Source organism: Alphaproteobacteria bacterium (assembly GCA_018063245.1).
Taxonomy (GTDB): Bacteria; Pseudomonadota; Alphaproteobacteria; order JAGPBS01; family JAGPBS01; genus JAGPBS01.
Window position 1 is genome coordinate 1 of record JAGPBS010000020.1, and the last position, 26,091, is coordinate 26,091.

The following is a 26,091-nucleotide window of genomic DNA, read 5'->3' on the forward strand; positions in this document are numbered from 1 at the left end:
TCTCTCACTTCGATAACTCCTTTTGCTAACCACGGCATTTTAGATCTCCCATTTTTGCCGTAAAGTTTATCAATTTTCGTTACCTATGTCCCCGCACATTCGTTACCTATGTCTCCGGTCTGTACACCTTCGCGGGCATGACAAGCTGAGTCTAAACTTATATCTTACTAATTTACCATAGTGATATTTGCAAAACGAGAACAAATGAATTATGATGCTTTGTCAATTATTTTTTTAATCACACTGAGGTCCCATGTCTGTTGTTACCCGCTTTGCCCCCTCTCCTACTGGCTATCTTCATATTGGCGGCGCCAGAACTGCTTATTTTAACTGGCTCTATTCTAAAAATCAAAAGGGCAAATTTCTCTTAAGAATTGAAGATACAGATCGGGAAAGATCAACTGACGAAGCTGTTGCAAAAATTCATGAAAGCCTTGAATGGCTTGGCATCAAATGGGATGGTGACTCTATCTCACAATTTCAAAACCGCCATCGCCACAAGGAAATTGCGATGCAAATGTTAGCCTCTGGCCATGCATACAAATGCTATGCACAGCCTGATGAACTCGAAGCAATGCGCGCAACGCAAAAAGAGCAAGGCCTTGCTCAGCGCTATGATGGCCGTTGGCGTGACCGCCCAGAAAGCGAAGCACCTAAAGGCATTGACCCTGTGATTCGCCTTAAAGCGCCTCTTACAGGTGAGACAACATTACATGATGAAGTTCAAGGCACCATTACCCTTCAGAACGAGCAGTTAGATGATATGGTTCTTCTGCGCTCGGACGGAACGCCTACTTATATGCTCTCTGTTGTGGTTGATGATCATGACATGGGAATCACTCATGTGATTCGCGGCGATGATCACCTCACAAACACATTCCGTCAGCTGCAAATTTACAATGCAATGGGTTGGACAGCACCTTCTTTTTCACATATTCCTTTGATTCACGGACCTGATGGCGCAAAATTATCCAAAAGACATGGCGCTTTGGGGGCCGAGTCTTACCGCGATATGGGCTATTTGCCTGAAGCCATGAAAAACTATCTCTTACGTCTTGGATGGTCACATGGCGATGATGAAATCATCCCAACAGAGCAAGCCATTGAATGGTTTACTCTCAAAAATATTGGTAAATCACCATCGCGCTTTGATATTGATAAGCTCAATAGCATCAATGCTCATTACATCAAACAATGTGATGACGCAAAGCTCTACAATCTTTCAATGCCTTTTCTGCAAAAAGCAATGACAAGAGAGCTCTCAACAGATGGTCTTGCGCGCTTCAAAAAAGCTCTGCCCCTTTTAAAAGAGCGCGCAAAAACGCTCATTGACCTTGCGGATCTTTCAACCTTTCTGCTCTATGAGAATGACATTGAGATTTCTGAGAAAGCTCAAAGTGCTCTAACACCAGAGGCAACGACTCAATTCAAAGATATCATTACACTTTTTGAGTCAATGAGTCATTGGGATGCAGGAACGCTTGAAACCACTCTAAAATCTTTTGCAGAGGCAAAAGAACTCAAGATCGGCAAAATCATGCCTTCACTCAGAGCTGCAGCTTGCGGGATTATGGAGTCCCCTCCTCTCTTTCAAACCTTGGAAATTCTTGGACAAAAAATCGTCATTTCTCGATTAAAAAAGTTCATTTAGTGACAAATCCTTAAGAATAAAAAGATAAAATAGGGCTAACCAAATCAGCAAAAAGAGGGAAGCCAAATGTTAACCAGAGGAAACGCAGCCGTGAAACAACAAGAAAATCAACAATTTGTAACGCTCACAGACCCAAACACAGGGAAAACATTTAACTTTCCGATTATCAAGGGCACAACAGGACCTGACGTGATTGACATCAGGAGCCTTTATGCTGAAACTGGTTACTTCACATACGATCCAGGCTTTACATCAACTGGCAGCTGCTCTTCAGCAATCACCTACATTGATGGCGACAAAGGGGTTCTACTCTACAGAGGCTACCCAATTGATCAACTCGCAGAAAAAAGTAATTTCCTTGAAGTTGCCTATTTGCTTTTAGAAGGTGAATTGCCGAATAGTGATCAGATGAAGCATTTTTCTCATACAATCACCAATCACTCACTGGTCCATGAGCAAATTACAAACTTCTACAAAGGATTCCGTCGTGATGCGCACCCAATGGCGATTATGTGCGGTGTGTTAGGAGCTCTATCCTCTTTCTATCATGACTCAACTGATATTAATGATCCGGCGCAATGCAAGCTTGCATCACACCGTATGATTGCAAAAATTCCAACACTCGCTGCGATGGCTTATAAATATTCTATCGGTCAACCCTTTATGTATCCAAAAAACAGCCTGAGCTATACAGAAAATTTCATGCGCATGACTTTTGGCGTTCCATCTGAAGACTATGAAATTAAACCATCTCTCGTCAGAGCCATGGATAAAATCTTTATTCTGCACGCTGATCACGAACAAAATGCATCAACATCAACAGTTCGCTTGGCTGGTTCATCTGGCGCAAATCCATTTGCTTGTATTGCATCAGGTATTGCATCTCTTTGGGGACCTGCCCATGGCGGCGCGAACGAAGCTGTTCTTAATATGCTCTCTCAGATTGAGCATCCTAAGAACATCCCTCAGTTCTTGGCTCGTGCAAAAGATAAGAATGACCCATTCAGACTCATGGGCTTTGGTCACCGTGTTTACAAAAACTTCGACCCGAGGGCAAATGTATTGAAAAAGGCGTGCGATGAAGTCCTAAAAGATCTTGGTATTAGAGATGAGCCACTTCTTGACATTGCTCTTGAACTTGAACAAATCGCTCTAAAAGATTCATACTTCATTGAGAAAAAGCTCTACCCGAATGTGGACTTCTACTCAGGCATTATTTTGAAAGCCATGGGTTTTCCGACAAGCATGTTCACAGTGCTCTTTGCCCTTGCGCGTACAGCAGGCTGGGTTGCACAATGGAATGAAATGCAGGAAGATCCCGTTCAAAAAATTGGTCGTCCGCGTCAGCTTTACACAGGCTATACCGAGCGTGACTATAAGCCAACGGGTAAGAGGTAAGTAGGCACTCTGAAGTAGATGGTTCGCACAATTCGTTGTTGATGGAGTATCTAATTCGTCATCCTGAGCCGAGTCTGCCGAAGCACGTAGTGCGTAGGAGGGCAAAGGCGCGAGGATCCAGGAAATCTCTCAACAAAAAGTCATCCTGAACTCGTTTCAGGATCTGCTTATAATTATAGGGAGATGCCGAAACAAGTTCGGCATGACGCACAGGTTGTTAGACTTTCTGGATCCCCGCCTTCCTCCTACGCCAAGGCTTCGGCGCGACAGGTCGCGAGGGTGACAAAATTAGATACTAAGCGCTGGGTGCGCAAAGCCTAACCTTAAAAAATCTGTTTGGATCATTTAAAAATAACGCTTGGATTACCTTTTCGCCAAAGCTGCAATCTTGTAAAAACAACGCGATGTCATGGTTTCTGCTGGCATGCCAGACATCTTGCAGGCCTGTTCCGCCTCCATCAACAGCTCAAGGGCTTGTTGTAAAGTCCCTACTTTCCAGAACTGTAATTGCCTCGTGAACTGAGGCTTTGACTTAAAAAAAAGAGGCGGACGTAATGATGCAATGGCTGAATCAAGCGACATCTTTTTTTCCATTTGTGCTTTGACCTGCAAGAGACGCGTAAAGTGATTTTGAGCCCCGCGCAAAATGGCAACAGGCATCATCGTTTGATTAAAAAGACGCGATAAAAGCATGTCAAGCTCAGCATAATTTCCATCAGCCGCTGCGTAGGCAGGCTCATCTAAAAAGCTCTCCAACTGATTTGAAAGGCTTGCTCTCACATCATCAATCGTAATGTGCTTTTCATTACCCATATAAAGCTTGAGCTTATCAATCTCAAGATTGAGCATCAGGCGGTTATTGCCCAATTGCGTTGCGAGAAAATAAAGAATGTCCGGATCGGCTCTGAAGCCATCTTGCCTTAGCATCTCTTGAATCACAGAGGTCAGCATCGGAATATCTTGCTCATAGCAAGCAATCGAGGCCAATTTCTCTGACTTTTCAGCATAGTTCCGCAATTTAGATTTCGTATCAAGATCCCCTGCTTCAATGATCAGGAAATGATCCATCTTCACCTCAGAGTCGAGCAGAAGCTCAAGAGCAGGAAAGATCTTTTCACTCGCGAAGCGAACGCGTATCAACTTACGCCCGCCTAAAAAGCTCATGGTCGTCATTTCATCAAGAAGAACAGAGGGACGCTCAATCAAAGCACTCATGTCAAGTTGAACAGATGAAAATGGATCTTTCACATCAGGCACTATTTTTTTAGCAAGATCATTCCCATATTGGCTCACAAGACCTTCTTCAGGACCAAAAATCAAAGCACCCAAAAGACCAAAATCAGGCTTATTGATAAAGGTTTGAATCTGGCGCCCTTGTATTTTCATCGATGTCTACTCTTAATCATGAATGATAGTCCAAAAAACGTCATTGCGAGGAAGGTCTCGTCGTAGCGTAGCGAAGACAGAACCGACGTGGCAATCTCATAACTTTTAAAAAGGAGATCGCCACGCCTCACGTTGTTCGGCTCGCGATGACGCGCACCAACCACGCCCCCTCTCATGAGGGGGCTCTGAATGACGGCTCTTGATGTTTTAAATCCAGTTCTCATTCCTAAATTCACTCTTAATCGTTGATGTTAAAATCAATCGCTGACGGATCAACTTTCCCTTTTTCTGTTTTCAGATAAAGCGACACGCGGTTTAATATGTCTGCTGAAAGTGTTTTTAAAGCCTTTTTACGGTTATGTTCTTTGGCTGTTAAAATACTGAACTGCTGTGAAACTAAGTTGTAATTGAGGGTGCTTCTTGATTTAAAGCTCGCCAGCTCACGGCCTGATTTAAGATCAATCAAACTATACGATGCAAAGAGTGAAATTCTTTCACGTGATGAAGTACCATCTTTCTTCATGCCAAGGCTTTCAATCGTTTCCTTCAAACTCACTTTCAATGACATTGTCTTTGGAGTCACCTGATCATTATGATTATAAGCGAGAGCACTTACCAAATAAGTATAGAGTACTTGCCCTGCACGCTCTTCAATGGTTTCAACCCTGACATGCTGAAGCCCTTCCCTTACATCATTTTTTGAATCACCACTATAGTAAACGGGCCTTAGTCCGCAATTATTCAGTACAAAAAGAGAGGCGAGAACGATGCAGAGACATGATAGTCGTTGATAAATTTTCATCAGAAACCCTTATACCACAATGTTTACAATACGATTCGGCACCACAATCACCTTACGAATAGCTTGACCCGCTAGAGATGTTTGCACCGCTTTATCCGCTAAAGCCTGTTCTTCCGCTAGTTTTTGATCACAATCTTTTGGAAGCATAATGGTTGATCGCAATTTTCCATTGACCTGAACAGCAATACGAACTTCATCATCTACCGTTAGCGCTGGTTGATAAACAGGCCATGTCGCCTCAATGATGGTTTTAGAATGACCTAAAGTCTGCCACAATTCTTCTGCCAAATGAGGAATAACCGGCGCAAATAAAATCAACAATGACTCAGTTGCCTCTTTCAAAATTGGCAAGAGAGACGGATCCCCCTTTCCATTGATTGTTTTTTGACCTTCTTCCATCAAGAGATTACTGAGTTCACGCAAACGCGCAACAGCCTTATTAAAGTGGAATTTTTCAAAGTCTTCACCAACTGCACGGATTGTTTTATGGGTGAGTTTGCGCAATTCATGCTTATTCTCATCGCCTGTTAAAACAGAAACAGATTTCAAATAAGGTGCGATATCCTGAACGAATTTCCACAATTTTTGAATATAACGCCAAGCGCCTTCAACACCACTTTCAGACCATTCAAGATCGCGCTCAGGCGGAGAATCTGATAAAAGCAACAGACGCGTTGTATCAGCACCATAGGCTGCAACAATATGCTCAAGGCTCACAACGTTCTTTTTAGACTTACTCATTTTTTCAAGACGACCAGCCTTAACGGACTCTTTTGTCTTAATCGAAATCCACTGACCATCTTTTTCTGTCACTTCTTCTGGATAGAGCCACGCGCCCTTTTGATCTTGGTAAGTTTCATGTGTCACCATGCCTTGGGTCAAAAGCCTTGTAAATGGTTCTTCAATATTAAGATAGCCACATTTTTTGAGTGCTCTTGTAAAGAAGCGTGCATAAAGAAGATGCATCACCGCATGTTCAATCCCGCCAATATATTGATCAACAGGTAGCCAATAATCCGCTTCTTTTTGCGTAAAAGCCATTTCTGTATTTCTTGGAGACGCATAGCGTGCAAAATACCATGAGCTTTCAAAGAATGTATCAAAGGTATCTGTCTCACGTGTTGCATCCACACCGCACTCCGGACATTTCACATGCTTCCAGGTTGGGTGATTGGCAAGTGGATTGCCTGGCTTATCAAATGTCACATCTTTTGGCAGCACAACAGGCAAATCTTTTTCAGGAACAGGGACAACACCGCAAGATGGGCAGTGAATCATCGGAATCGGACAGCCCCAGAAACGTTGACGTGACACGCCCCAATCGCGCAGACGATACATCGTTTTGCGTGTGCCGACAGCTTTTTCTTCAAAGATTGATGCCATTTTCTCTTTTGCATCAGCTACAGAAAGACCATTCAAAAAGTCAGAATTGATAAGGCGTCCAGAATCTGTCTCTGTGAAAGCTTCCTGCGATAGGTCAGGAACGGTGCCTTTATGATCAGGACTCACAACGGGTCTGATTGGCAAATTATATTTTTTTGCAAATTCATAATCGCGTTGATCATGAGCAGGACAACCAAAAACAGCGCCTGTCCCATATTCCATGAGAACAAAATTGGCAATATAAACTGGCACTTTTAAGTTTGACTCAGCAGGACTCTCCACATAAAAACCTGTCGGAATTCCCTTCTTTTCAATTTTCTCAAGCGCTTCTTCACTGGTTCCAACTTTATTGCACTCTTGAATAAAAGCCGCTATATCTGCATTGGTTTCTGCCAAATGAAGGGAGATTGGATGATTTGGAGAGATTGCTAAAAAGCTCGCGCCAAAAATCGTATCATGCCTTGTTGTATAGACAGTCAGTTTACTGTCATCATACCCATCAATTTTTTGAGCCAATTTAAAATCAAGGAACATGCCTTGCGACTTACCAATCCAATTTTCTTGCATCAAGCGAACGCGCTCAGGCCATCCGCCTAAACTCTCAAGACCTGCTAACAATTCATCAGCAAATGCTGTAATCTTCAGGAACCACTGGGTGAGCTTTCTGCGCTCAATCGGAACACCAGAACGCCAGCCCTTTCCATCAACAACTTGCTCATTGGCGAGCACTGTATTTTCAACAGGATCCCAGTTCACAAATGACTCTTTGCGGTAAGCAAGATCATTCTTATAAAAATCTAAAAAGATCTTCTGCTCATGACCATAGTAATCTTCATGGCAGGTTGCAATTTCACGGTTCCAATCATAGGAGAGACCGATCATCTTTAGCTGCTCACGCATGATCTCAATGTTCTGATAGGTCCATTCTGCGGGATGTGTTTTGTTTTCAATCGCTGCATTTTCAGCCGGAAGCCCGAAAGCATCCCATCCCATCGGATGCAACACATTAAAGCCTTGTGCCATTTTCAGGCGCGCAATCACATCACCAATTGCATAATTACGAACATGGCCAACGTGCAGACGACCTGAAGGGTAAGGGAACATCTCAAGGACATAATATTTTGGACGCTTCGTATCAATATCGGTTTCAAAGCTTTTTGCTTTATCCCAATGATTTTGCCATTTTTTTTCTGTTTCTTTAAAATTATACCGTGACATATTACCCTTCAATCCGCCTGTATTTATAAACAATAGTTCCGCTCAAATGGTGATCAGAATCAACCGCCGCCGCCATGATGAATTTTGAGCTCACGCGCTCTTGTCAAGATTGCATTTTCAAAATCAACAACGGCTTTTTGGTCAGTTGCCACGTCATGCCATCCTCTTGCACCGTGCTCTTGACGGAAGATAGACACTTTAATTCCATCTGCACGCAACTGACGATCGAGGATCATAACATTGAGTTTGATCCTTTCATTTGCTGATCCTGGAGGATTATACCATTCTGTGATAATCACGCCACCAAAAGGATCTGCAGAAGCAATTGGCATAAAGTTAAGCGTATCAAGCGAAGCTCTCCAGAGATAGCCGTTCACACCAATACCATAATTGCCATTATCACGATTTCTATTTCTTTTTGAACCGCCGAAGATATTGAAGCCATCAGCACTTCCTGAAATTGTTCCGTATTTTTCACGTTCTTCTCTTTGACGATCTGGGTATTTATGCTCAATATCTGGCCCCTCGTCACCACCGCAAGCTGTTAAAAGCAATGTACTCATAACCAATGCTTTGCCTAAGATATGTAAATTTTTGTTCGATTTTCTCATGTGCCCGAGACCCCTTATTTAATCTTTTCGTAAACCATTATACTGTAAAACGATTCATGTTCAAGGTCAATCTCCAAGCAAGCTTTTTAAACTCACTCGGTCTTGCACACCCGTTAACATATTTTTACAAAACACTTTATCTTCTTCCATTTCCTCTGGACCAACGATAATGATCATCGGAACAGCTCTTTTATCTGCGTATTTCATCTGCTTTTTCAAAGGATGGGCTTCAAGATACAAATCTACATTTTTGCCAGACCCACGAATTGTTTGAGCAACAAGCCGCGCATAAGGCAATACCGACTCATCCTGAGGCAAAACCATATAATCAACAAAGCTTTTGCGTGCAGCATCGTTATAAAAACCGGCTTCTTTTAATTGATAAAAAAGCCTGGTTGCGCCAATTGAAATCCCCACACCTGGAAAGGACTGACGCGAAAATTGATTCACAAGATTCTCATAGCGACCGCCTGAACAAACGCTACCAATCTGGAGATAATCATCCAAAACTGTTTCATACACCATGCCCGTGTAATAATCGAGCCCCCTTGCAATAGCAAGATTGATACGCACAATTTCTTTTCCATCCGGCAAAGGAAGTTTTTCAACATGATTAATAAGGTCTTTGATCTCAGATAGTCCTTCAGCGAACAAAGGCGTGGCAATCCCAAGCGACTCACATTTGCTAAGCACATCTGCATTTGTGATTTGAGAGAGATCATTATTCAAAATAGATAAGAGCTTTGCCGCCGCTTCCGGACTCATCAAATTCAATGTTGATAGATTTTGGGCAACAGCCTCAAAGCCAATTTTGTCAGCCTTATCGATTTCGCGCAAAATCAGCATTTGCTGTTCATCCGAATGAATATCAAAAGCCTCAAACAAGCCCTTCAGTAATTTACGATTATTCACATAGATTGTAAAACGCTTAAGGCCAAGATCTAGAAACACACGTTGAATTACATTGAGGATTTCTGCATCATATCTCGTATGAAGCGTCTCTCTGCCAATGATATCAATATCACACTGATAGAACTCACGGAAACGACCCTTCTGTGCTCTTTCTCCGCGATAGACGCGCTGAATTTGATAACGCTTAAAAGGAAAAGGCAGCATACGCTCATATTGAGCGACATAGCGCGCAAGAGGAATTGTCAAATCGAAGTGCAGTGCTATATCTGGCTTATTGCCTTGCTCTAAAGAGCCAGTAGACTGAACAAAATACACTTGCTTTTCAGTCTCACCGCCACTTTTACTGAGCAACACCTCCGTGTTTTCAATATTTGGCGTTTCAATATTATCAAAACCATAGGCTTCAAATCCTTGACGAATTGTATCAAGCATTGCAAGAAAATGAACCTGATCTTCAGGAAGTAATTCGAGAGTGCCGCTTGGAATTCTGGGTGTAATCATGGTCATGTTGATCTCTTGCGCTTGCTGTAAATTTGAAATCATTGTAATACCTCAAGAGCCAATCATCAATTGTTTTCAATACCTCTTTGTATATTTTTTTACCCTCGCTATGAAGCTCATGTTTTGCCCCTTCATAAAAGGCAAATTCATCTGAAGATAGCTGCAATTGATTGAGGAGTTGATAAGCTCCTGAAATTTTCACCACTTGATCTTCTTTAGGTGAAAGCAATAGAACAGGGATTTCAAGCGGATACAATTCGTCTTCCAATTTCTGACACGATACCAAGGCCGCTTCAATCCAAGCATAAGTAGCCCCGCCCATTTGCAATGTTGGATTTTGAAGCGTAAATTCAACAAGAGCCTCATAATTTCCACGATCGCTGGTTAATTTTTGACTCGCGAAGCTCTGAGGAACATAAGGCCCTTGGGTTAAAGCATAGCCTGATAACTTGCCGCACCACTTTGAAAAGGCAATTAAAAACTGAACAAACCACTCCGGAAAGGGCGAGAAATTCATCTGAACCAGAGGCGATGTAATAATAGCGCCATCAAGGTGCAACCTCTTTTCAATCAAACACCTTAAGAGGATATGTGCACCCATCGAATGAGCATAGGCTAACGTTATCCCTTCTTGTGAAGGTTTTATGACTTTTTGGAAAAAGATATAGAGATCCGCAACCATCTGCGTAAAATCCTTGATGCCGGTCTTTTGATAATCATTTGGATCACGGCTCGAAAGCCCTTGATATCGCCAGTCTAATAAATAGACATTATACCCCTTTTCATGCCAGAATTTTGCAAGATGAAAGTACTTTTCAATAAACTCATTTTTGCCCGTTAGAATTAGAATTGTCTTTTTTTCTTTTTGGCCCGATGCTTTCAAATATGCATATCGCAATTGACAATCATCAGAAAGTGGGAAAAAATGAAACTCAGAATTGGTCAGAGGGGTAAAGTGAAACATTTGCGAATCCTTCGGTCATTACAATCAGGGTCGCACAATTATGCACACATTTCAAAACATAAAAGAGACTATCCCCAATTTAAAGGGCTGTGTTTTGACCATCGGTAATTTTGATGGCGTTCACTTAGGGCATCAAAAAATGATACGCCAAGTTAAGGATATTGCGAAAGAACAGAATATGCCATCTGCTGTGATGAGCTTTGAGCCTCATCCACGCGACTATTTCTCACATGGACAAAGCAATGAAAAACGCCTTAGCACCGCTGATGAAAAAAGAAAACTCTTTGACTCAATGGGCCTTGATTATTACTTTGAGCTCACCTTCAATGAAGATCTGGCCTCTATGAGCGGCACTGAATTTATTGAACAAATTCTGATTGAATGGGCAAAGGCCAACTATATCGTTGTCGGAGATAACTTCTACTTTGGCAAAGGTAAAAGTGGTAGCGTCACTCTTCTTAGAGAATACGAAGCAAAAGGCTTTTTTACTGTTCAGATACCTGACTATGCACGTGATCAAAATGGCGAAATTATTTCATCGACTTACATTAGAGATTGTCTTGCTGCGGGTGATTTTGAAAAGGCAAAGTCTCTCCTTGGCCATCCTATTCAAAATTAAAATGAAAAAAATCAAAGAAAGTCTTTATTGTTGACCCCAAAATTGATACAACTATTGTTAGCTTTCAATTCTATATTACGAGGAATTAAATGGAACAAGATCTTAAAAATAGTGTTTTTCTCCCAAAAACAAATTTTCCACTCAGGGCAGGCCTTGCACAAAAAGAGCCAGAGACGCTTGCTTTCTGGAACAATTTGAACCTCTACAATAAAATCTACAAAAAAGGAAAAAACAAAAAGAGATTTATTCTCCATGATGGCCCTCCTTATGCAAATGGCCATATTCATCTTGGGACTGCAACAAACAAAATCCTCAAAGACATTGTCAATAAATGCTACACCATGCTTGGCTACGGCATTCATTATGTTCCTGGCTGGGATTGTCACGGTTTGCCAATTGAATGGAAGATCGAAGAACAATATCGCGAAAAGGGAAAAGACAAGGACGCCGTCCCTGTTCTGCAATTTCGCCAGGAATGTCGTGAATTTGCAGCCAAATGGGTTGATATTCAACGCGAAGAGTTTAAACGTCTTGGTGTTCTAGGCGATTGGCAAAACCCATACCTCACCATGACAAATGATGCTGAAGCGATCATTGCTGGCGAGATCTTCAAATTTCTCAAAAATGGGGGACTTTATCGTGGCCTTCGCCCCGTCATGTGGTCAGTTGTTGAAAAAACAGCTCTTGCTGATGCTGAAATTGAGTATCATGATCACAAATCAAATACAATCTGGGTCAAGTTTCCAATCCACACTGCCAAAGATGCAGCCCTTGTTGGCGCATCGTGCGTCATTTGGACGACAACGCCTTGGACTATTCCTGGCAACAGAGCGATTGCCTATGGTGCAGAGCTTGACTACGGGCTTTATGTTGCTGAAGAACTTGCTGAAGAGTCGCACGTGCAACAAGGTGAAAAATTTATTTTAGCAACTGATCTGGCTGCTGAAGTTGGCGAAAGAGCAAAAATCGCCAAACTAACCTTGCTGAAATCATTCAAAGGCTCACACCTTCAAGGAACAATCTGTTCGCACCCTTTTAAAGGTGAAGGCTATGAATTTGATGTCCCTGCCCTTGCAGCAGAATTTGTAACGGTTGAAACTGGTACAGGTTTGGTTCATATTGCGCCAGGCCATGGCTTAGACGATTTCCTTCTTGGAAAAGAGAATCAAATTGAAATTCCACAAACTGTTGGACCTGATGGCATTTACTACCAACATGTTCCCCTCTTTGCTGGAAAAACTGTTTATACAGCTGAAGGCAAACAAGGGGATGCCGATCCATCCGTTATTCATTGGCTGCAAGAAAAGAAAATGCTTTTGACAAAGGGCAGAATTACGCACTCATATCCACATTCATGGCGTTCAAAAGCACCACTTATCTATCGCACAACAGCACAATGGTTCATCTCTTTAGAAAAAAATGACCTACGCTCAAAATGTTTACATGAGATCGATGGCGTAAACTGGGTTCCTGTTAATGGACGCGCGCGGATCTATTCCATGATCGAGAATCGTCCTGATTGGTGTATCTCACGCCAAAGAGCATGGGGCGTTCCGATTGCTCTTTTTGTGAACAAAGAAACGGGTGAAGCTCTTTGTGATGATGCCGTCTTTAATCGCATCACAGATATCTTCCGCAAAGAAGGCTCAGATGCTTGGTATAAAACAAATCCTCAAGTCTTTTTGGGTGATGCCTACAAAGCATCTGATTACGAACAGATTATGGATGTTGTTGATGTCTGGTTTGAATCAGGCGCAACCCACGCCTTTGTTCTTGAAGGCAAAGAGGACCTCTCATGGCCTGCTGATCTTTATCTTGAAGGATCGGACCAGCATCGCGGATGGTTCCATTCAACACTGCTTGAATCATGTGGCACAAGAGACAAAGCGCCTTACAAGAACGTTCTGACACATGGATATGTTCTGGATGAAAAAGGCTACAAGATGTCAAAATCTTTGGGCAATACAATTGCACCACAAAAAGTGATTGACCAATATGGCGCAGATATCTTACGTCTTTGGGTCTCTAATACTGACTTTAATGAAGATATGCGGATCGGAAATGATAATCTCAAATTAGCAGCTGATCTATATCGTAGACTCCGCAATACTTTGAGATATCTCATGGGTGCACTCGATGGTTTCACTTTGAGTGAAGTTGTCACTTACGATGATATGCCTGAGCTCGAAAAATGGGTGCTCCATCGCCTCCATACGCTTGATCAAGAAATTCGCGGACTCATTGAAAATTATGATTTCCATCGTATTTTCCAACTCATTCACCATTTTGCAGCTGTTGAACTCTCTGCTTTCTATTTTGATATTCGGAAAGATTGCCTCTATTGTGATTCACCAAGATCCCTTAAACGCAGATCTGCTCGAACAGTGATGAATGAACTCTTCTTGACGCTCACAACATGGCTTGCTCCTTTCTGCGCCTTTACAGCTGAAGAAGCTTGGCAAACAAGACGTGCTGAAGCAAGTGAGGATGTTCGCGAGAAATTCATGGCAAGCGAGAGCGTCCATTTAGAAGAATTTCCAACAATACCAACGGCTTGGAAAAACACAACTCTTTTTGATAGATGGACGCAGATCCGCCAAATCAGACGCGTCTTAACAGGCTGCCTTGAAGTCAAACGTGCAGATAAAGTCATTGGCTCATCACTTGAAGCATCACCCGTCATTCGATTGGCAGACTCTTACAAATCTGCTGTTGGTAAAATTGACTGGGCGGAAATTGGCATTACCTCTGAGTGTAAGGTTGAATTTGGCCCTGCCCTCGATGGTTCATTTACATTGCCAGATGTAGAAGGTGTGTCCGTCAGCTTTCAAGAAGCAGCAGGCGACAAATGTGACCGTTGCTGGCGCATCATGCCTGAAGTCAAAGGCGAGATGGAAAATAAATTATGCATCAGATGTGATGATGTTCTTGATGAACTCAAGCAAGATGCAGCATGAAGGGAATAGAAATGTCTGAAGAACTCGTAAAAAATAGATGCAATCGTTATGTGATTGTGGGCCTATTGATTGCTGCTATTGTGACGATCTTGGATTACATCTCCAAAAGCTGGATTCTAGCGCACTTTACAGAATTTACGGACAAGATCATTATCACTTCATTTTTCCAGATGGATCTTGTCTGGAACCGAGGCGTTAGTTTTGGTTTCCTCGCTTTTAATCCTGATGAATCTCAATATATTCTTGCCGGCATCGCAGGCCTGATCACTTTATTTGTAACTATCTGGCTATTCAAAGCAAACAAAGCCTGGCTCGCGATTGCTCTGGGCCTCGTGATCGGTGGCGGGATTGGGAACATTATCGACCGCTTTCAATATGGCGCTGTACTCGATTTTATTGACATATTCTGGAAAGACTATCACTGGCCCTCATTCAACCTAGCAGATTCTGCAATCTCCGTCGGTGTCTGTATGATTTTGATTGACTTATTTTTTGGGGATTGATTATTCTTGACGGACATGACATTATGTAAGAAATTCAGCTTCTATCAGAGGAAAGTAGTATGAAACAAGACACAAAAAATTTTCACACAGAAATGCCCCGCAAAAACACCTATCTTTCATTAGGTCTACTATCTGTATGCGCTATGATGCTCTCTGGTTGTGGCGAGACCATTAAACGCTCAATTGGTATGGACCACCTTCCGCCTGATGAATATCAAGTTGTTGAGAGAGCCCCTCTCAGCATGCCACCTGACTACCAGCTCACCCCTCCAAAGCCAGGCGCCCCAAGACCACAAGAAGTTGCAGCAAAAGAAAAAGCAATTGACGCTGTTCTTGGGGAAAAGGGTAAGAAACAAGCCTATATGGCAACGGCTGCATCACCTTCATACAAAAGCAAAGCGACGACTGAAGTTTTAAGAATGGCTGGCTCAGAGAATACTGATCCAGATATTCGCAGCGTTATCGACACAGAAAACCGTGCTTATGTTAAAGCAGACAAATCTTTCATTGATAAAATTGTTTTCTGGCAAGAACAGCTTCCTCCTGGCGATGTTGTGGATCCAATTGCAGAGACAAAGCGCATCAAAGGAAACAAAGAAACTGATAAATCAGTGACTGATGGCAATACGCCTATTATCAAGCGCAAGAAAAAAGCACCGCTTGAAGGCTTGTTTGATAATTAAGGCCATCCCCATCCACAAAACAAAAAAGGCTCATGATACATGAGCCTTTTGTACAGACGCCAAGTACTTAATTACTTTCTGTAGCGTAGGAGAGCCAACCCTGCTAAAGAGAAGCCTAAAAGAGCAACTATACCAGGTTCCGGAGTTGCACTCACAGGCTCAAACGTAAAGGTCAAAGAAGTGATACGGATATTGCCTTCACCATTATACGGAGAGAAAACTCTTAACAGAGAATTGCCTGAAAAGGGCGTCAAAACATTCGGGAAAAGTCCAATTTCTGAACCACCACCGAGACTATAACTCGCCTCAACGCCTAAAGGATTAGCACTCGAAACATATAAAATATAGCTTGTTATGTTAACTCCATAAGTACTGAAAACTTGAGCATTCAAATTTGCAAGGTCTAATGTAATCATTTCCCTTTCCTCGTTAGACATAGAATAGTCAAGGACAGCACCTGAACCAACATCACCAATTGCTCTCATACCAAAACCATCTGCATTATTGAAAATATAATTACTATTGATATTTATATCTTCAAATTCTACAGAAGGTCTCACTGTTAGCCCCAGACTATTATCTTCTACTGAGTGAAAAACCTTGAACCCAGTCGTCGACCCAGGATTAATAATGCCATCCGGTCCCGTCCCTGTTGATCTAAAATCAAAGCTGTAAATCACCGCTAGTGCCTGTCCTGCATAAAGTAGGCTCGCTGTTAACGCACTCACTGCAATCATTGTTTTATTTAACATAGCTATCTCCTTTTTTTAATTTGACACTAAATAATAAAAGACCCATTCTTTAATCAAAAATGTCAATAATTCTAAAAGCATGCATTGCCAACGCTTTATTAATAGCAAGAAGTATGCCAAGATTATTATTCAATTAAATCAATATGATAGAAATTTTTTGATGTTTGTTTAGCAGATAAACTGTAAAAAAAAATTACATAATTAAGGTTTTTAAATTTTAGTCGTTTGTGTTGCTAGTCCTCGGTATAAAAATTCAATTGAAAGCGTCATCGCGAGCGCAGCGTGGCGATCTTCTTTTCAAACTCCATGAGATTGCCACGCCCTAAAGGGCTCGCAATGACGCTGTATGTAAATCACACAAAAGCGCCATCTTCAATAATGAATTGCACAGATTGATTCCCTCTGAAATCATTCACCTTCATCTTACCGAGCAAGTGAATAGTCCTGCCGCCGACGGCCTGCAGCAGAAACTGACCTAAATCAGTCTCAAGACACCTGAAGCAAACAGCTGTGAGGCTCTGCATATAATTCTTTTCACCACCTGCGCCTTGGACGATACAGCGTAAATGATCCTCACCCATCACATCTGCTTTGACAATACGGACATTATTCAGCACAAACAAAGGTTCAGGATGGCCTGCGCCAAAGGGCCCAACAGAATCAAGCTTTTGGACCAAATCCAACGTCACACCGCCTAATGATACCAATCCATCAACCAAAGCGCTTCTGGGCGGGAGCCCATGAGGGCAATCTTGCAAAACACGATCAATCAAATAAGATTCAAGATCACCGAGCCGATTCTGTTCAACGGTAAAGCCCACGGCCATTGCATGTCCGCCGCCATTCACCAAATACCCATCTTGAAAGGCAGCCAAAATATGAACGCCCAAATCGAGTCCAGCCACTGACCGTCCTGATGCTTTTCCTTTTTGATTCTCATCGAAAGCAATAACGCAAGTTGGCCGCCAGTACCGGTCCTTCAAGCGCGATGCAACAATGCCAATCACACCTGGATGCCATCCCTGGCCTGCAACCAGCATGATGGGCTTTTCATAAAGCCTTTCAGATTCAACCTTTTGAATCGCTTCTTCCAAAAGTTGCGCTTCAATATCGCGCCTTTCTTTATTATATTCATCAAGCTTCTTGGCAATTTTCTGCGCTTCAAAAAGGCTTGTGTGCGTTAATAATATTGACCCGAGATCTGATTCTCCTACCCGGCCGCCCGCATTAATCCTTGGCCCCAAAACAAAGCCTAAATGATAAGGTGTTGGTTTTTCATCAAGACCTGCTATGTCAGACAAAGTTTTGAGACCTATGTTTTCACGTTTCGCCATCACTTTAATGCCTTGAGAGACAAAGGCTCTATTTAAACCCTTCAAGGGTACAACATCGCAAACAGTGCCCAAAGCCACCAAATCGAGATAAGAGAGCATGTTGGGCTCTTGAATTTTCTTCGTCTCAAAATAGCCTTTCTCTCTTAAAGATCGATTCAGCGCAATGAGGAGCAAATAAGTAACGCCCACTGCCGCAAGGAGAGAGAGATCTGAGGCTGGTTCATCCACACGGTTCGGATTCACAACAGCGACAGCAGGGGGTAATTTAACCTCCGCTTTGTGGTGATCGAGCACAATGACATCGAGCCCTTTCGAGGCCGCAAATTCGAGTGGTTCATAAGAAAGCGTTCCGCAATCAACCGTCACAATCAATTGCACTTTTTGTTTAACGAAAGCCTCAAAAGCGGAAAGGCTCGGCCCATAGCCTTCCTCGATTCGATCTGGAATATAGATGTCAGCCTCAATACCAATATGCGCCAGATAAAGTTTGAGCAATGATGAGGAGGTTGCACCATCAACATCATAATCGCCAAAGATAACTATTTTTTCTTGCTTGGTAATGGCTTGATAGAGACGCTGAACCGCCTTGGTCATATCTTTGAGAATCTCAGGATCTGGCATACTCGATTTCAATTTCGGATTTAAAAAATCCTCTGCATCATCCAATGTAATTCCCCGACGCACCAACAAATCCGCAACAACAGATGGCAAGCCTAGCTTCTGAACAAGGCTTAATGTATCACGCTCAGAGATCTTGCGCATGAGCCATTTTTGCCCTTTCACCGATTTTTCGAGGAAAACTTCCAATTGATCATCTAAGTTATGTTTCGGAATATCAAGCATTTGCGCGGACCTTTTCATCTTTTACGTCAGGCTTATAACATTTTCCGCCCATCATAGGCTGAGAAACACCTGTTGTTTTTGGGAAACTATAAGGGAGGTGTGCCATGTGCCTTCCTGCCAAATAAGCAAAGGCCTCAGCTTCAATAAAATCACCATTCAGACCCAAATCATCAATGGACTGAATGTGAACCTGTGGCAATGCCGCCTTCAATTGATCAACAAGATTCGCATTCTTTCTGCCGCCGCCCATGAGAATAATCTGCTTTGGCATAGCTGGCAGGCTTTTAAAAGCCAACAACATTGACTGAACGGTGAGTCCTAAAAGCGTTGCCGCTCCATCTTCAGGACTTATATTTTGGAGTTTTTCAAGATAGGCATGAAAATGAAGCCGATCCAATGACTTTGGCACTGGGCTCTGAAAGAAAGTATCACTTAAGATATCATCGATAATAGCTTGATTACATTTTCCCTTTTTTGAAATAGAACCATTCTCATCATAGGCTTTTTGAAAATAGCGCAAGCACCAATCATCGAGAAGCGCATTGCCAGGCCCTGTGTCAAATGCAACCATCTCTTCTGGATTCTCATTCGGAATATAGGTTACATTGGCAACACCGCCGATATTCAGCATGCAAATCGGAAATTGACACTGTAATTGCGATGCCAAAGCCAGATGGAAAATTGGAACCAAAGGTGCTCCTTGCCCACCAGATTCAACGTCTTGAATCCGAAAATCACCCACAACATCAATACCAAGGTGATTTGCCATTTTTTGTGCATCACCAATTTGCCATGTTTTTTTCTCAAGAGGATTGTGATAAATGGTTTGGCCATGAAATCCAATCAGATCAATATCATCCGCGGATAAGTCAAAGTCTTTCATGAAGTCTTTGATCACCTCAATATGACGATCTGTGAGCTCTTGCTCGATTGCTTTTGTCTGATCAGTTGGAGCCGATTGTCCCAAAATTGTGCTTAATCTATCCCGAAAATCTTGGTAATAGGGACGATAAGATGAAGGACCTATTTTCAAAATCTGATGACCATCAGTCTCAATATAAGCAAGATCAATCCCATCGAGAGATGTTCCCGACATAAGGCCAAGGCATCTATATTTTTTATTTTTGAGAGTCACTGATTGCGTCATTTTTTCTTCTATGGTAGATTGGTTAAATAAAAGAGACCGATGCATAAAAGTTTCCATCGTCACTCAGAGGGCTCTCTCATGAGAGAGCCCGTGGAGTCTCTACTATCTCACAACAATTATTTAGTTGTTGATTTAATGAGATTCCACGCCACCCCCTCTTGGGGTGGCTCTGAATGACGGCTTTTTAGAACTTCTATTTAAATGCTATTATACATTGGTCTTCATAATCTTCTTATCATAGGCAAGCCATGAGTAATATCAAAGTAAAATCTGAATTCTTGAAAATTTTAATCGAACGTGGATTTATGCATCAATGCACGAATCTTGAAGGGCTCGATGATTATCTTTTAAAACACACAGGTTGTGCTTATATTGGTTTTGATGCAACGGCTGATAGCTTGCATATTGGTAGTCTGATTCAAATTATGCTCCTGCGGCATTTTCAAAAATCGGGGCACCGTCCGATTGTGCTGATGGGTGGCGGAACAACACGTATCGGCGATCCATCTGGTAAAGACGAGAGTCGTAAGCTTCTGACTGACGAAATCATTGGCCAAAATATCAAAGGGATTGGCTCCATTTTCTCAAAATATCTGAGCTTTGGCTCTGGCCAAAATGATGCCATTATGGTCAACAACGCGAGCTGGCTAGATAATCTCAATTACATCGATCTCCTCAGAGACATTGGCCCTCACTTTACAATCAATCGCATGGTTACTTTTGACTCAGTCAAACTGCGCCTTGAACGCGAACAGCCCCTCACCTTTTTGGAATTCAACTATATGATTCTGCAAGCCTATGATTTTATGGAACTGGCAAAAACAGAGAAATGCCATCTCCAAATGGGCGGCGCTGACCAATGGGGTAATATCGTGAACGGAATCGATCTTTCAAGACGCATTCTCCAAAAAGAAGTTTTCGGCCTGACATCTCCTTTAATCACAACGGCTTCTGGTGCTAAAATGGGCAAAACCGCTCAAGGTGCTGTTTGGCTCAATGCCGATAGATGTTCACCCTATGATTATTGGCAATTCTGGCGCAATACAGAAGATGCCGATGTTGGCAAATTCCTAAGACTGTTTACAGAGTTACCAATTGCTGAGATTCAAAAATTAGAAGCACTGCAGGGAAGCGAGATCAATGCAGCCAAGATCGTTCTGGCAAATGAAGTCACGGCTCTCTGCCATGGCAAAGCAGAGGCTGAAAAAGCCTATGCAACAGCTCAGCAAACCTTCATTGAAGGCGGCATGTCTGAGAACCTGCCTCACATCACATTAAGTGCTGCTGCGCTTCATGCCGGCATTCCATTTGTTGATTGCCTCGTTGACCTGAAACTGTGCACCTCAAAGGGCGAGGCTCGCCGCTTGATTGATGGCGGGGGCGCAAGACTGAATGACGTGGTTGTGACTGATAGAGAGCTCATGATTCGCCTTAACGATTTCAATGGCAATGAGAGTCTCAAAGTTTCAGCTGGCAAGAAAAAGCACGGCTTGGTGAAGCAGGGGGAGTAAAGTTCACATATTCATCGATGAAAGTCTATGTAAGAGCTGTCTTTAAATACCATCATCAACTATGATTTTGTAGAAAATAATCGTCATTCAGAGCCGCCTCCTTAAAGAGGCGGCGTGGAATCTCAGCTAACTAACAACGGAGCGCAATTCCTTTTGAGAGACTGCAAAGACTCCATCAGCCTACGCCAAGGCTTCGGCCTGACAGGCGGGCTCCTGTGGGAGCCCTCTGAGTGACGGCACTTTATCTATTCATCCACGAAGTACGTGACAACAATCACGCCTCCATGTTACCCATACACCCTTAAAACTTATTGTTCCGTGGAAAGCCATTTGGAGGCATTTTGCCTTGCCCTGCTCTATTACCAAGCCAGCCAACCAAATCGGTCTGAACGCGGCCTGATGTGCCGTAGCTGAATTTCATGCCCTCCTCCTTTTTGATGACTTGCAAATCAGAAAGGCTTCCATCCTTGTACTTTTGCAAAGTAACGCCACGTCCCTTATTCAGAATCGGCAATTGATCGATCGGGAAAATCAGAAGCTTGCGATTGTTACCGATCACAGCAATATGATCACCATCTGATTTCACGAAAATCTTTGCTTTTGCTTTATCAGCAAGAGTTAGAATTTGACGGCCTGTCTTGGTACTCGCAACTAAGTTATCACCATTCACCTGGAAACCGCGCCCATCTGTAGAAGCAATCACGTAATGTGCATCTTTCTCATAAGGTAGAATATTGATAATTTTGGCTGAATCTTGGAAATCACACAGCAGCGTAAGCGGCTCGCCAAACCCACGTCCGCGTGGAATGCGATCAACCAGCAGCGTATACATCCGTCCATCACTATTGAGCAAGAGCAATTTATCAATTGACTCACACTTAATCACGTAGGCTTGCTGATCGCCTTCTTTGTATTTTGTTTCTGCGATCGCTGCATCGGTTAAGTGCCCTTTTACGCTACGGATCCATCCTTTTTCTGAGCAAAGAACGGTGATTGCTTCTTTTTCAATCATAGCTTCAACAGGCATATCAATCTCTTGAGGAGCGCCCTCAATGATCGTCCTTCTTTTACCTAAAGCCGTTTTGGGTGAAAATAGATCGGCAAGAATCGTGAACTCATTATCCAAAAAGGCAACTTGCTCGCTCTTATTCGCAAGCAATGACTCGAGAGCCTTTTTCTCATCTGACAGGCTTTGATGCTCTTTGCGAATCTCAAACTCTTCTAATTTATGCAAGGCTTTAAGGCGCATATTTAAAATAGCATCCGTCTGAATCTCTGTGAGTGAAAATTCAGCCATCAAAACTGCTTTTGGATCATCTTCAAAACGAATGATCTGGATCACGCGATCTAAATTCAAATAAGCAATTAAAAAGCCATCAAGAATTTCAAGACGATGCTGAATCTTTTCCAGACGAAACTGACTTCTACGCACCAAAACTTGATTACGGTGATCAATGTAATGCTGCAAAACTTGAGGCAATGACATTAAATGAGGAATATTATGATGATCAATCACATTCAAATTTAGATTAAACCTTGACTCTAAGTCACTATTTTTAAAGAGCAAACTCATCAAAACTTCAGGATCAACATTCCTACTTTTTGGCACCAAGACAATTCTGATATCTTCTGCTGACTCATCCCTGATATCATCTAGAATCGGAATTTTTTTGTCCATCAGCAGGTCAGCAATCTTCTCAATCAGTTTTGATTTCTGAACCATATAAGGAATTTCAGTCACAACAATTTGCCATGTGCCCTGCCCTAGATCTTCTTTTTCCCACTTTGCGCGAACACGAAAGCTCCCACGCCCTGTTTCATAAGCATTTAAGATTGTTTCAAAATCTTCAACCAATGTCCCGCCCAATGGAAAATCTGGCCCTTTAAAAACGGACATAAGTTCTCTTGTTGTAGCACCGGCATTTTTAAGGAGTATCCGCAATGCTTTTGCAATTTCATAAACATTATGAGGCGGGATAGAGGTTGCCATACCCACCGCAATTCCGGTTGATCCATTTGCTAAAAGGTTCGGGAAGTTGGCAGGCATAACAACTGGTTCATCACCATCACCATCATAGGTTGGCCTAAAATCAACAGCATTGTCATCAAGCCCTTCAAGCAATAATTTTGCAACCTGTGTGAGCTTTGCTTCCGTATATCTCATGGCAGCAGCGTTATCACCATCAACGTTACCGAAGTTTCCTTGCCCATCAACAAGCGGATAGCGAGATGAGAAATCCTGTGCCAGGCGAACCAATGCTTCATAGACAGACATATCACCATGCGGGTGATATTTACCAATCACATCACCCACAACACGTGCTGATTTCTTTGGCATTGTTTCTGGATCAAGACGCAACTGACGCATTGCATAGAGCAAGCGCCGATGAACAGGCTTTAGGCCATCTCTGACATCTGGCAATGATCTTGCTTTAATGGTTGACAGAGCATAGGCAAGATATCTTTCACTCAAAGCAGACCTGAAAGAAGTATCAAGAATTGTTTCATTCCCTATCTTTGTATTTTTTCCATTATTGGCCATTGTCGAGCCCCTCTCTAAAATGAATGATTATACTGAGACTCTTGTAGAAGCCAAAACCAAGTAATGGTCTATTAGCGTCATTCAGAGTCACCCCCTCAAGGGGTGACGTGGAATCTCATTAAACCAGCAACATACCACAATGCATGTTGAGAAATTGCAGAGACTCCACGCCCTCCTGATGGAGGGCTCTGAGTGACGGTTTTGAATTTAGCAACAATCTCAATACTATTCTTTATATATCATATCACTCATTTTCTCAAGCAATGGAATCAGTCAGTAATACTTTCATCTGCGTTCCTTCACCGAGCTTTGAAGTGACAGAAAGCTCAAATCCCATCTCCTTCAAAAGTTCACGAGCCTGGTAGGCGCCAATACCATAGCCGCCTTCTTTTGTTGACTGTAATGGCTTAAACAAATCTTTTGCAATAAATTGATCACTCATTCCCGTGCCCGAATCTTCAACATTAATTTCAAGCTGGCCATTTTCATCTTTGACAATAATATGAATAGGACTCACACGACCTGCTTGCACTGTTGCTTCAATCGCATTTTGAATAAGATGCTGAAGCGCCGTAAAGAAGGATTCCCGGTCCCACATAATCATCCCATTCAAAAAAGCCTTTGACAGTTTAGGCTTTTGAAAATGAAGTGGCACTCTTTGATCTGCCCATTTCTCAATAAACACAGCAAGATCATCAATGACGTTTTGTTTTGAAACCTCTGTTTGCTTACCCTTATTCGTAACTTGAACATGCTGAGAAAACTCTGCAACAGAATCAGATTTCAATTGTGTCAGCATATCCTTCATCTTATCAACAGAATGTCTGAGAGTGGTGAGCATATCATCTCTGAATTCTTTTTTATCCCCATACTTCTCAGCATTCACAACAGTAAGAGACAATTGATTGATCAAGTTTTTTAAATCATGAATCACAAAGGCAAAGCGTTTATTGAAAGCTTGTAATTGTTCTGCATGGAAAAGACTCTCACGCGTAATCTCTTCTGCCAGATAACTCGACACTTGGTAAGAAACTGTCTTAAGCAATAAGTATGTCTCCCAAGTCACATCTATCTCAGAAAGCGGGTCACCAATCAGCATCAGCCCATAGATTTTATCTCGATGTAGTAAGGGCACAAGAAAGCGCGCAGATTTTAGATCCCATATCCATTTAGGCAGAATCTCTAACAATTCTCTTTGTTTTTCTTGATGTACTTTTAAGTTTAGAATCCAGGGATTCTCTTCTATCTTTTTGATAAAGGGATGATTCAAAGGAATAAACGGCAGATCTTTTGGAAATTTCAAACAAGCCCTGATCTGTAAATTCTTTTCTTCCTCACTCAAAACCCACAAAACGCCAGATTCACTCTCAACAATTTGCCCCATGGCTCTGATATATTTTTCATAATGTGAAATATCTTGCTGGGCAATCGCTTGAATAAATCGCGCCCATTCTTCACGATAATCATATCGATAAGCAAAAAAGTTTCTTGAGATCAGAACGCGTACTTTGACGCGCAACGCCTCAGAGAAAAAGGCAAGTGTCATCAAAAGAATCGCCGATACAATAAAGATAATCTGAAACGACGTTGCAAAATCTGTCTGCAAATGATTGATATAATAGCCAAGAACCGAAATCAAAATCAAATAGAGCCCTGCAAAACTTAAGACCGCACTATGGAAAACAAATTGGCGTGAGATTCTTAAATTTGTTGACCATTGCTTGTACCGTGCTGCTGAAATAGCAATCAAAGGCACAACCATTCCAAAAATAAAATAGCGAGCAAGGGTCAGATTTAATTCATAATTTCCAAACAACAATGCATTTGAATTATAAGCCAAATCATAAATGTGTGTTGTGGCTATCCCCAAAAGAATATATTTCAAGAGATAAAGAATTTCACGATTCGATTGCCTAAAAATGCATTCTATCAGCACCAAGCCATAAACAATCCACAGGATTTTCAAAACCAGAATCAGTGAAAAACCTGACGATTGAAAAAACATAAAATTACTCATCAGAAACGGTAAAACAGCCAATGAGAGGCAAAGCGCAAAACCAACAGACAAAAGCGATCTTTTAAAAGACCAAACTCTAAAAAAATCAGGATTCAAATCTAAAATGATAGAGAGCAAAAAGAAACACCAAGCTGACAGTCTCAAAAAATCTAAACCTTCATTCAAATAAGCTCCAAAAGACCAAGCCTCTACGCCCCAAAGCGGCATTGAAACATAAATAAGCGTGATGATTGTTACCGCCAATAAACAAACAGATTGTATCTTATAACGCCTGTTCAACCCTAATAAAAGCGTTAAGCACGCATAAGCAAGAGTTGGGAAAATGTAAAACAGCTGAATCATGGTGATAAAGCCTCT

Annotated in this window: 18 protein-coding genes; 7 read left to right on the forward strand and 11 right to left on the reverse strand. The window is 42.1% G+C overall.

Annotated elements, in window-relative coordinates; all coding sequences use genetic code 11:
* Positions 1-253 precede the first annotated feature (253 nt).
* Together KBF71_04085 and KBF71_04090 are read left to right on the forward strand one after the other, a co-directional pair.
* Positions 254-1,651 carry a glutamate--tRNA ligase gene (locus KBF71_04085; GenBank protein ID MBP9877496.1) on the forward strand — a complete coding sequence of 466 codons (1,398 nt, stop codon included), beginning with the start codon at positions 254-256 and terminating at the stop codon, positions 1,649-1,651.
* A gap of 66 nt (positions 1,652-1,717) precedes the next feature.
* A complete protein-coding gene (locus KBF71_04090) occupies positions 1,718-3,049 on the forward strand; it encodes a citrate synthase (protein ID MBP9877497.1) in 1,332 nt (443 codons plus the stop codon).
* Between the two features lie 363 nt (positions 3,050-3,412).
* On the opposite strand, the gene KBF71_04095 is transcribed toward KBF71_04090, so the two are convergent.
* The 6 genes from KBF71_04095 to KBF71_04120 all read right to left on the reverse strand — a co-directional run bounded on the left by KBF71_04095 (position 3,413) and on the right by KBF71_04120 (position 10,826).
* On the reverse strand, positions 3,413-4,435 hold the full coding sequence (locus KBF71_04095; protein MBP9877498.1) for a DNA polymerase III subunit delta: 1,023 nt from the start codon (positions 4,433-4,435) through the stop codon (positions 3,413-3,415).
* 238 nt (positions 4,436-4,673) lie between these two features.
* On the reverse strand, positions 4,674-5,237 hold the full coding sequence (locus tag KBF71_04100) for a hypothetical protein (GenBank protein MBP9877499.1): 564 nt from the start codon (positions 5,235-5,237) through the stop codon (positions 4,674-4,676).
* Between the two features lie 9 nt (positions 5,238-5,246).
* On the reverse strand, positions 5,247-7,838 hold the full coding sequence (locus tag KBF71_04105; GenBank protein ID MBP9877500.1) for a leucine--tRNA ligase: 2,592 nt from the start codon (positions 7,836-7,838) through the stop codon (positions 5,247-5,249).
* Positions 7,839-7,897: 59 nt separating this feature from the next.
* Complete coding sequence (locus KBF71_04110; GenBank protein ID MBP9877501.1) at positions 7,898-8,401, reverse strand: DUF3576 domain-containing protein; 504 nt, start codon at positions 8,399-8,401, stop codon at positions 7,898-7,900.
* A gap of 114 nt (positions 8,402-8,515) precedes the next feature.
* Positions 8,516-9,868, reverse strand: a complete 1,353-nt coding sequence (hisS, locus tag KBF71_04115; protein MBP9877502.1) for a histidine--tRNA ligase — start codon at positions 9,866-9,868, stop codon at positions 8,516-8,518.
* Entirely contained in the window at positions 9,816-10,826 is a 1,011-nt protein-coding gene (locus tag KBF71_04120; GenBank protein ID MBP9877503.1) for an alpha/beta hydrolase, read from the reverse strand. Before KBF71_04120 ends, hisS begins: the two co-directional genes overlap by 53 nt.
* Before the next feature lie 40 nt (positions 10,827-10,866).
* Here KBF71_04120 and KBF71_04125 point away from each other — a divergent pair, with 40 nt between their 5' ends.
* The 4 genes from KBF71_04125 to KBF71_04140 all read left to right on the forward strand — a co-directional run bounded on the left by KBF71_04125 (position 10,867) and on the right by KBF71_04140 (position 15,588).
* Positions 10,867-11,445 carry an adenylyltransferase/cytidyltransferase family protein gene (locus KBF71_04125; GenBank protein MBP9877504.1) on the forward strand — a complete coding sequence of 193 codons (579 nt, stop codon included), beginning with the start codon at positions 10,867-10,869 and terminating at the stop codon, positions 11,443-11,445.
* A gap of 89 nt (positions 11,446-11,534) precedes the next feature.
* Positions 11,535-14,402, forward strand: coding sequence for an isoleucine--tRNA ligase (locus KBF71_04130; protein ID MBP9877505.1), 2,868 nt, complete (start codon positions 11,535-11,537; stop codon positions 14,400-14,402).
* 11 nt (positions 14,403-14,413) lie between these two features.
* Entirely contained in the window at positions 14,414-14,905 is a 492-nt protein-coding gene (lspA, locus tag KBF71_04135; GenBank protein ID MBP9877506.1) for a signal peptidase II, read from the forward strand.
* A 59-nt stretch (positions 14,906-14,964) separates the two neighbouring features.
* Positions 14,965-15,588: a DUF3035 domain-containing protein gene (locus tag KBF71_04140; GenBank protein ID MBP9877507.1), complete on the forward strand. Its 624-nt coding sequence runs from the start codon at positions 14,965-14,967 to the stop codon at positions 15,586-15,588.
* 71 nt (positions 15,589-15,659) lie between these two features.
* On the opposite strand, the gene KBF71_04145 is transcribed toward KBF71_04140, so the two are convergent.
* From KBF71_04145 to KBF71_04155, 3 genes are all read right to left on the reverse strand, one after another.
* A complete protein-coding gene (locus KBF71_04145) occupies positions 15,660-16,340 on the reverse strand; it encodes a PEP-CTERM sorting domain-containing protein (protein ID MBP9877508.1) in 681 nt (226 codons plus the stop codon).
* 353 nt (positions 16,341-16,693) lie between these two features.
* On the reverse strand, positions 16,694-18,517 hold the full coding sequence (gene recJ / locus KBF71_04150) for a single-stranded-DNA-specific exonuclease RecJ (protein MBP9877509.1): 1,824 nt from the start codon (positions 18,515-18,517) through the stop codon (positions 16,694-16,696).
* Positions 18,510-19,709, reverse strand: a complete 1,200-nt coding sequence (locus KBF71_04155) for an anhydro-N-acetylmuramic acid kinase (GenBank protein MBP9877510.1) — start codon at positions 19,707-19,709, stop codon at positions 18,510-18,512. The genes recJ and KBF71_04155 overlap by 8 nt, the downstream gene beginning before the upstream one ends.
* A 203-nt stretch (positions 19,710-19,912) precedes the next feature.
* Here KBF71_04155 and KBF71_04160 point away from each other — a divergent pair, with 203 nt between their 5' ends.
* Entirely contained in the window at positions 19,913-21,175 is a 1,263-nt protein-coding gene (locus tag KBF71_04160) for a tyrosine--tRNA ligase (GenBank protein MBP9877511.1), read from the forward strand.
* A 301-nt stretch (positions 21,176-21,476) separates the two neighbouring features.
* On the opposite strand, the gene parC is transcribed toward KBF71_04160, so the two are convergent.
* Positions 21,477-23,717, reverse strand: a complete 2,241-nt coding sequence (gene parC, locus KBF71_04165; protein MBP9877512.1) for a DNA topoisomerase IV subunit A — start codon at positions 23,715-23,717, stop codon at positions 21,477-21,479.
* A gap of 256 nt (positions 23,718-23,973) precedes the next feature.
* Positions 23,974-26,076 carry a PEP-CTERM system histidine kinase PrsK gene (gene prsK / locus KBF71_04170; GenBank protein MBP9877513.1) on the reverse strand — a complete coding sequence of 701 codons (2,103 nt, stop codon included), beginning with the start codon at positions 26,074-26,076 and terminating at the stop codon, positions 23,974-23,976.
* Positions 26,077-26,091: the final 15 nt, after the last annotated feature.

Coding starts and splice junctions, on each gene's coding strand:
- KBF71_04085 (MBP9877496.1), top strand. CDS start 254: ATGTCTGTTGTTACCCGCTTTGCCCCCTCTCCTACTGGCTATCTTCAT.
- KBF71_04090 (MBP9877497.1), top strand. CDS start 1,718: ATGTTAACCAGAGGAAACGCAGCCGTGAAACAACAAGAAAATCAACAA.
- KBF71_04095 (MBP9877498.1), bottom strand. CDS start 4,435: ATGAAAATACAAGGGCGCCAGATTCAAACCTTTATCAATAAGCCTGAT.
- KBF71_04100 (MBP9877499.1), bottom strand. CDS start 5,237: ATGAAAATTTATCAACGACTATCATGTCTCTGCATCGTTCTCGCCTCT.
- KBF71_04105 (MBP9877500.1), bottom strand. CDS start 7,838: ATGTCACGGTATAATTTTAAAGAAACAGAAAAAAAATGGCAAAATCAT.
- KBF71_04110 (MBP9877501.1), bottom strand. CDS start 8,401: ATGAGTACATTGCTTTTAACAGCTTGCGGTGGTGACGAGGGGCCAGAT.
- hisS (MBP9877502.1), bottom strand. CDS start 9,868: ATGACCATGATTACACCCAGAATTCCAAGCGGCACTCTCGAATTACTT.
- KBF71_04120 (MBP9877503.1), bottom strand. CDS start 10,826: ATGTTTCACTTTACCCCTCTGACCAATTCTGAGTTTCATTTTTTCCCA.
- KBF71_04125 (MBP9877504.1), top strand. CDS start 10,867: ATGCACACATTTCAAAACATAAAAGAGACTATCCCCAATTTAAAGGGC.
- KBF71_04130 (MBP9877505.1), top strand. CDS start 11,535: ATGGAACAAGATCTTAAAAATAGTGTTTTTCTCCCAAAAACAAATTTT.
- lspA (MBP9877506.1), top strand. CDS start 14,414: ATGTCTGAAGAACTCGTAAAAAATAGATGCAATCGTTATGTGATTGTG.
- KBF71_04140 (MBP9877507.1), top strand. CDS start 14,965: ATGAAACAAGACACAAAAAATTTTCACACAGAAATGCCCCGCAAAAAC.
- KBF71_04145 (MBP9877508.1), bottom strand. CDS start 16,340: ATGTTAAATAAAACAATGATTGCAGTGAGTGCGTTAACAGCGAGCCTA.
- recJ (MBP9877509.1), bottom strand. CDS start 18,517: ATGCTTGATATTCCGAAACATAACTTAGATGATCAATTGGAAGTTTTC.
- KBF71_04155 (MBP9877510.1), bottom strand. CDS start 19,709: ATGCATCGGTCTCTTTTATTTAACCAATCTACCATAGAAGAAAAAATG.
- KBF71_04160 (MBP9877511.1), top strand. CDS start 19,913: ATGAGTAATATCAAAGTAAAATCTGAATTCTTGAAAATTTTAATCGAA.
- parC (MBP9877512.1), bottom strand. CDS start 23,717: ATGGCCAATAATGGAAAAAATACAAAGATAGGGAATGAAACAATTCTT.
- prsK (MBP9877513.1), bottom strand. CDS start 26,076: ATGATTCAGCTGTTTTACATTTTCCCAACTCTTGCTTATGCGTGCTTA.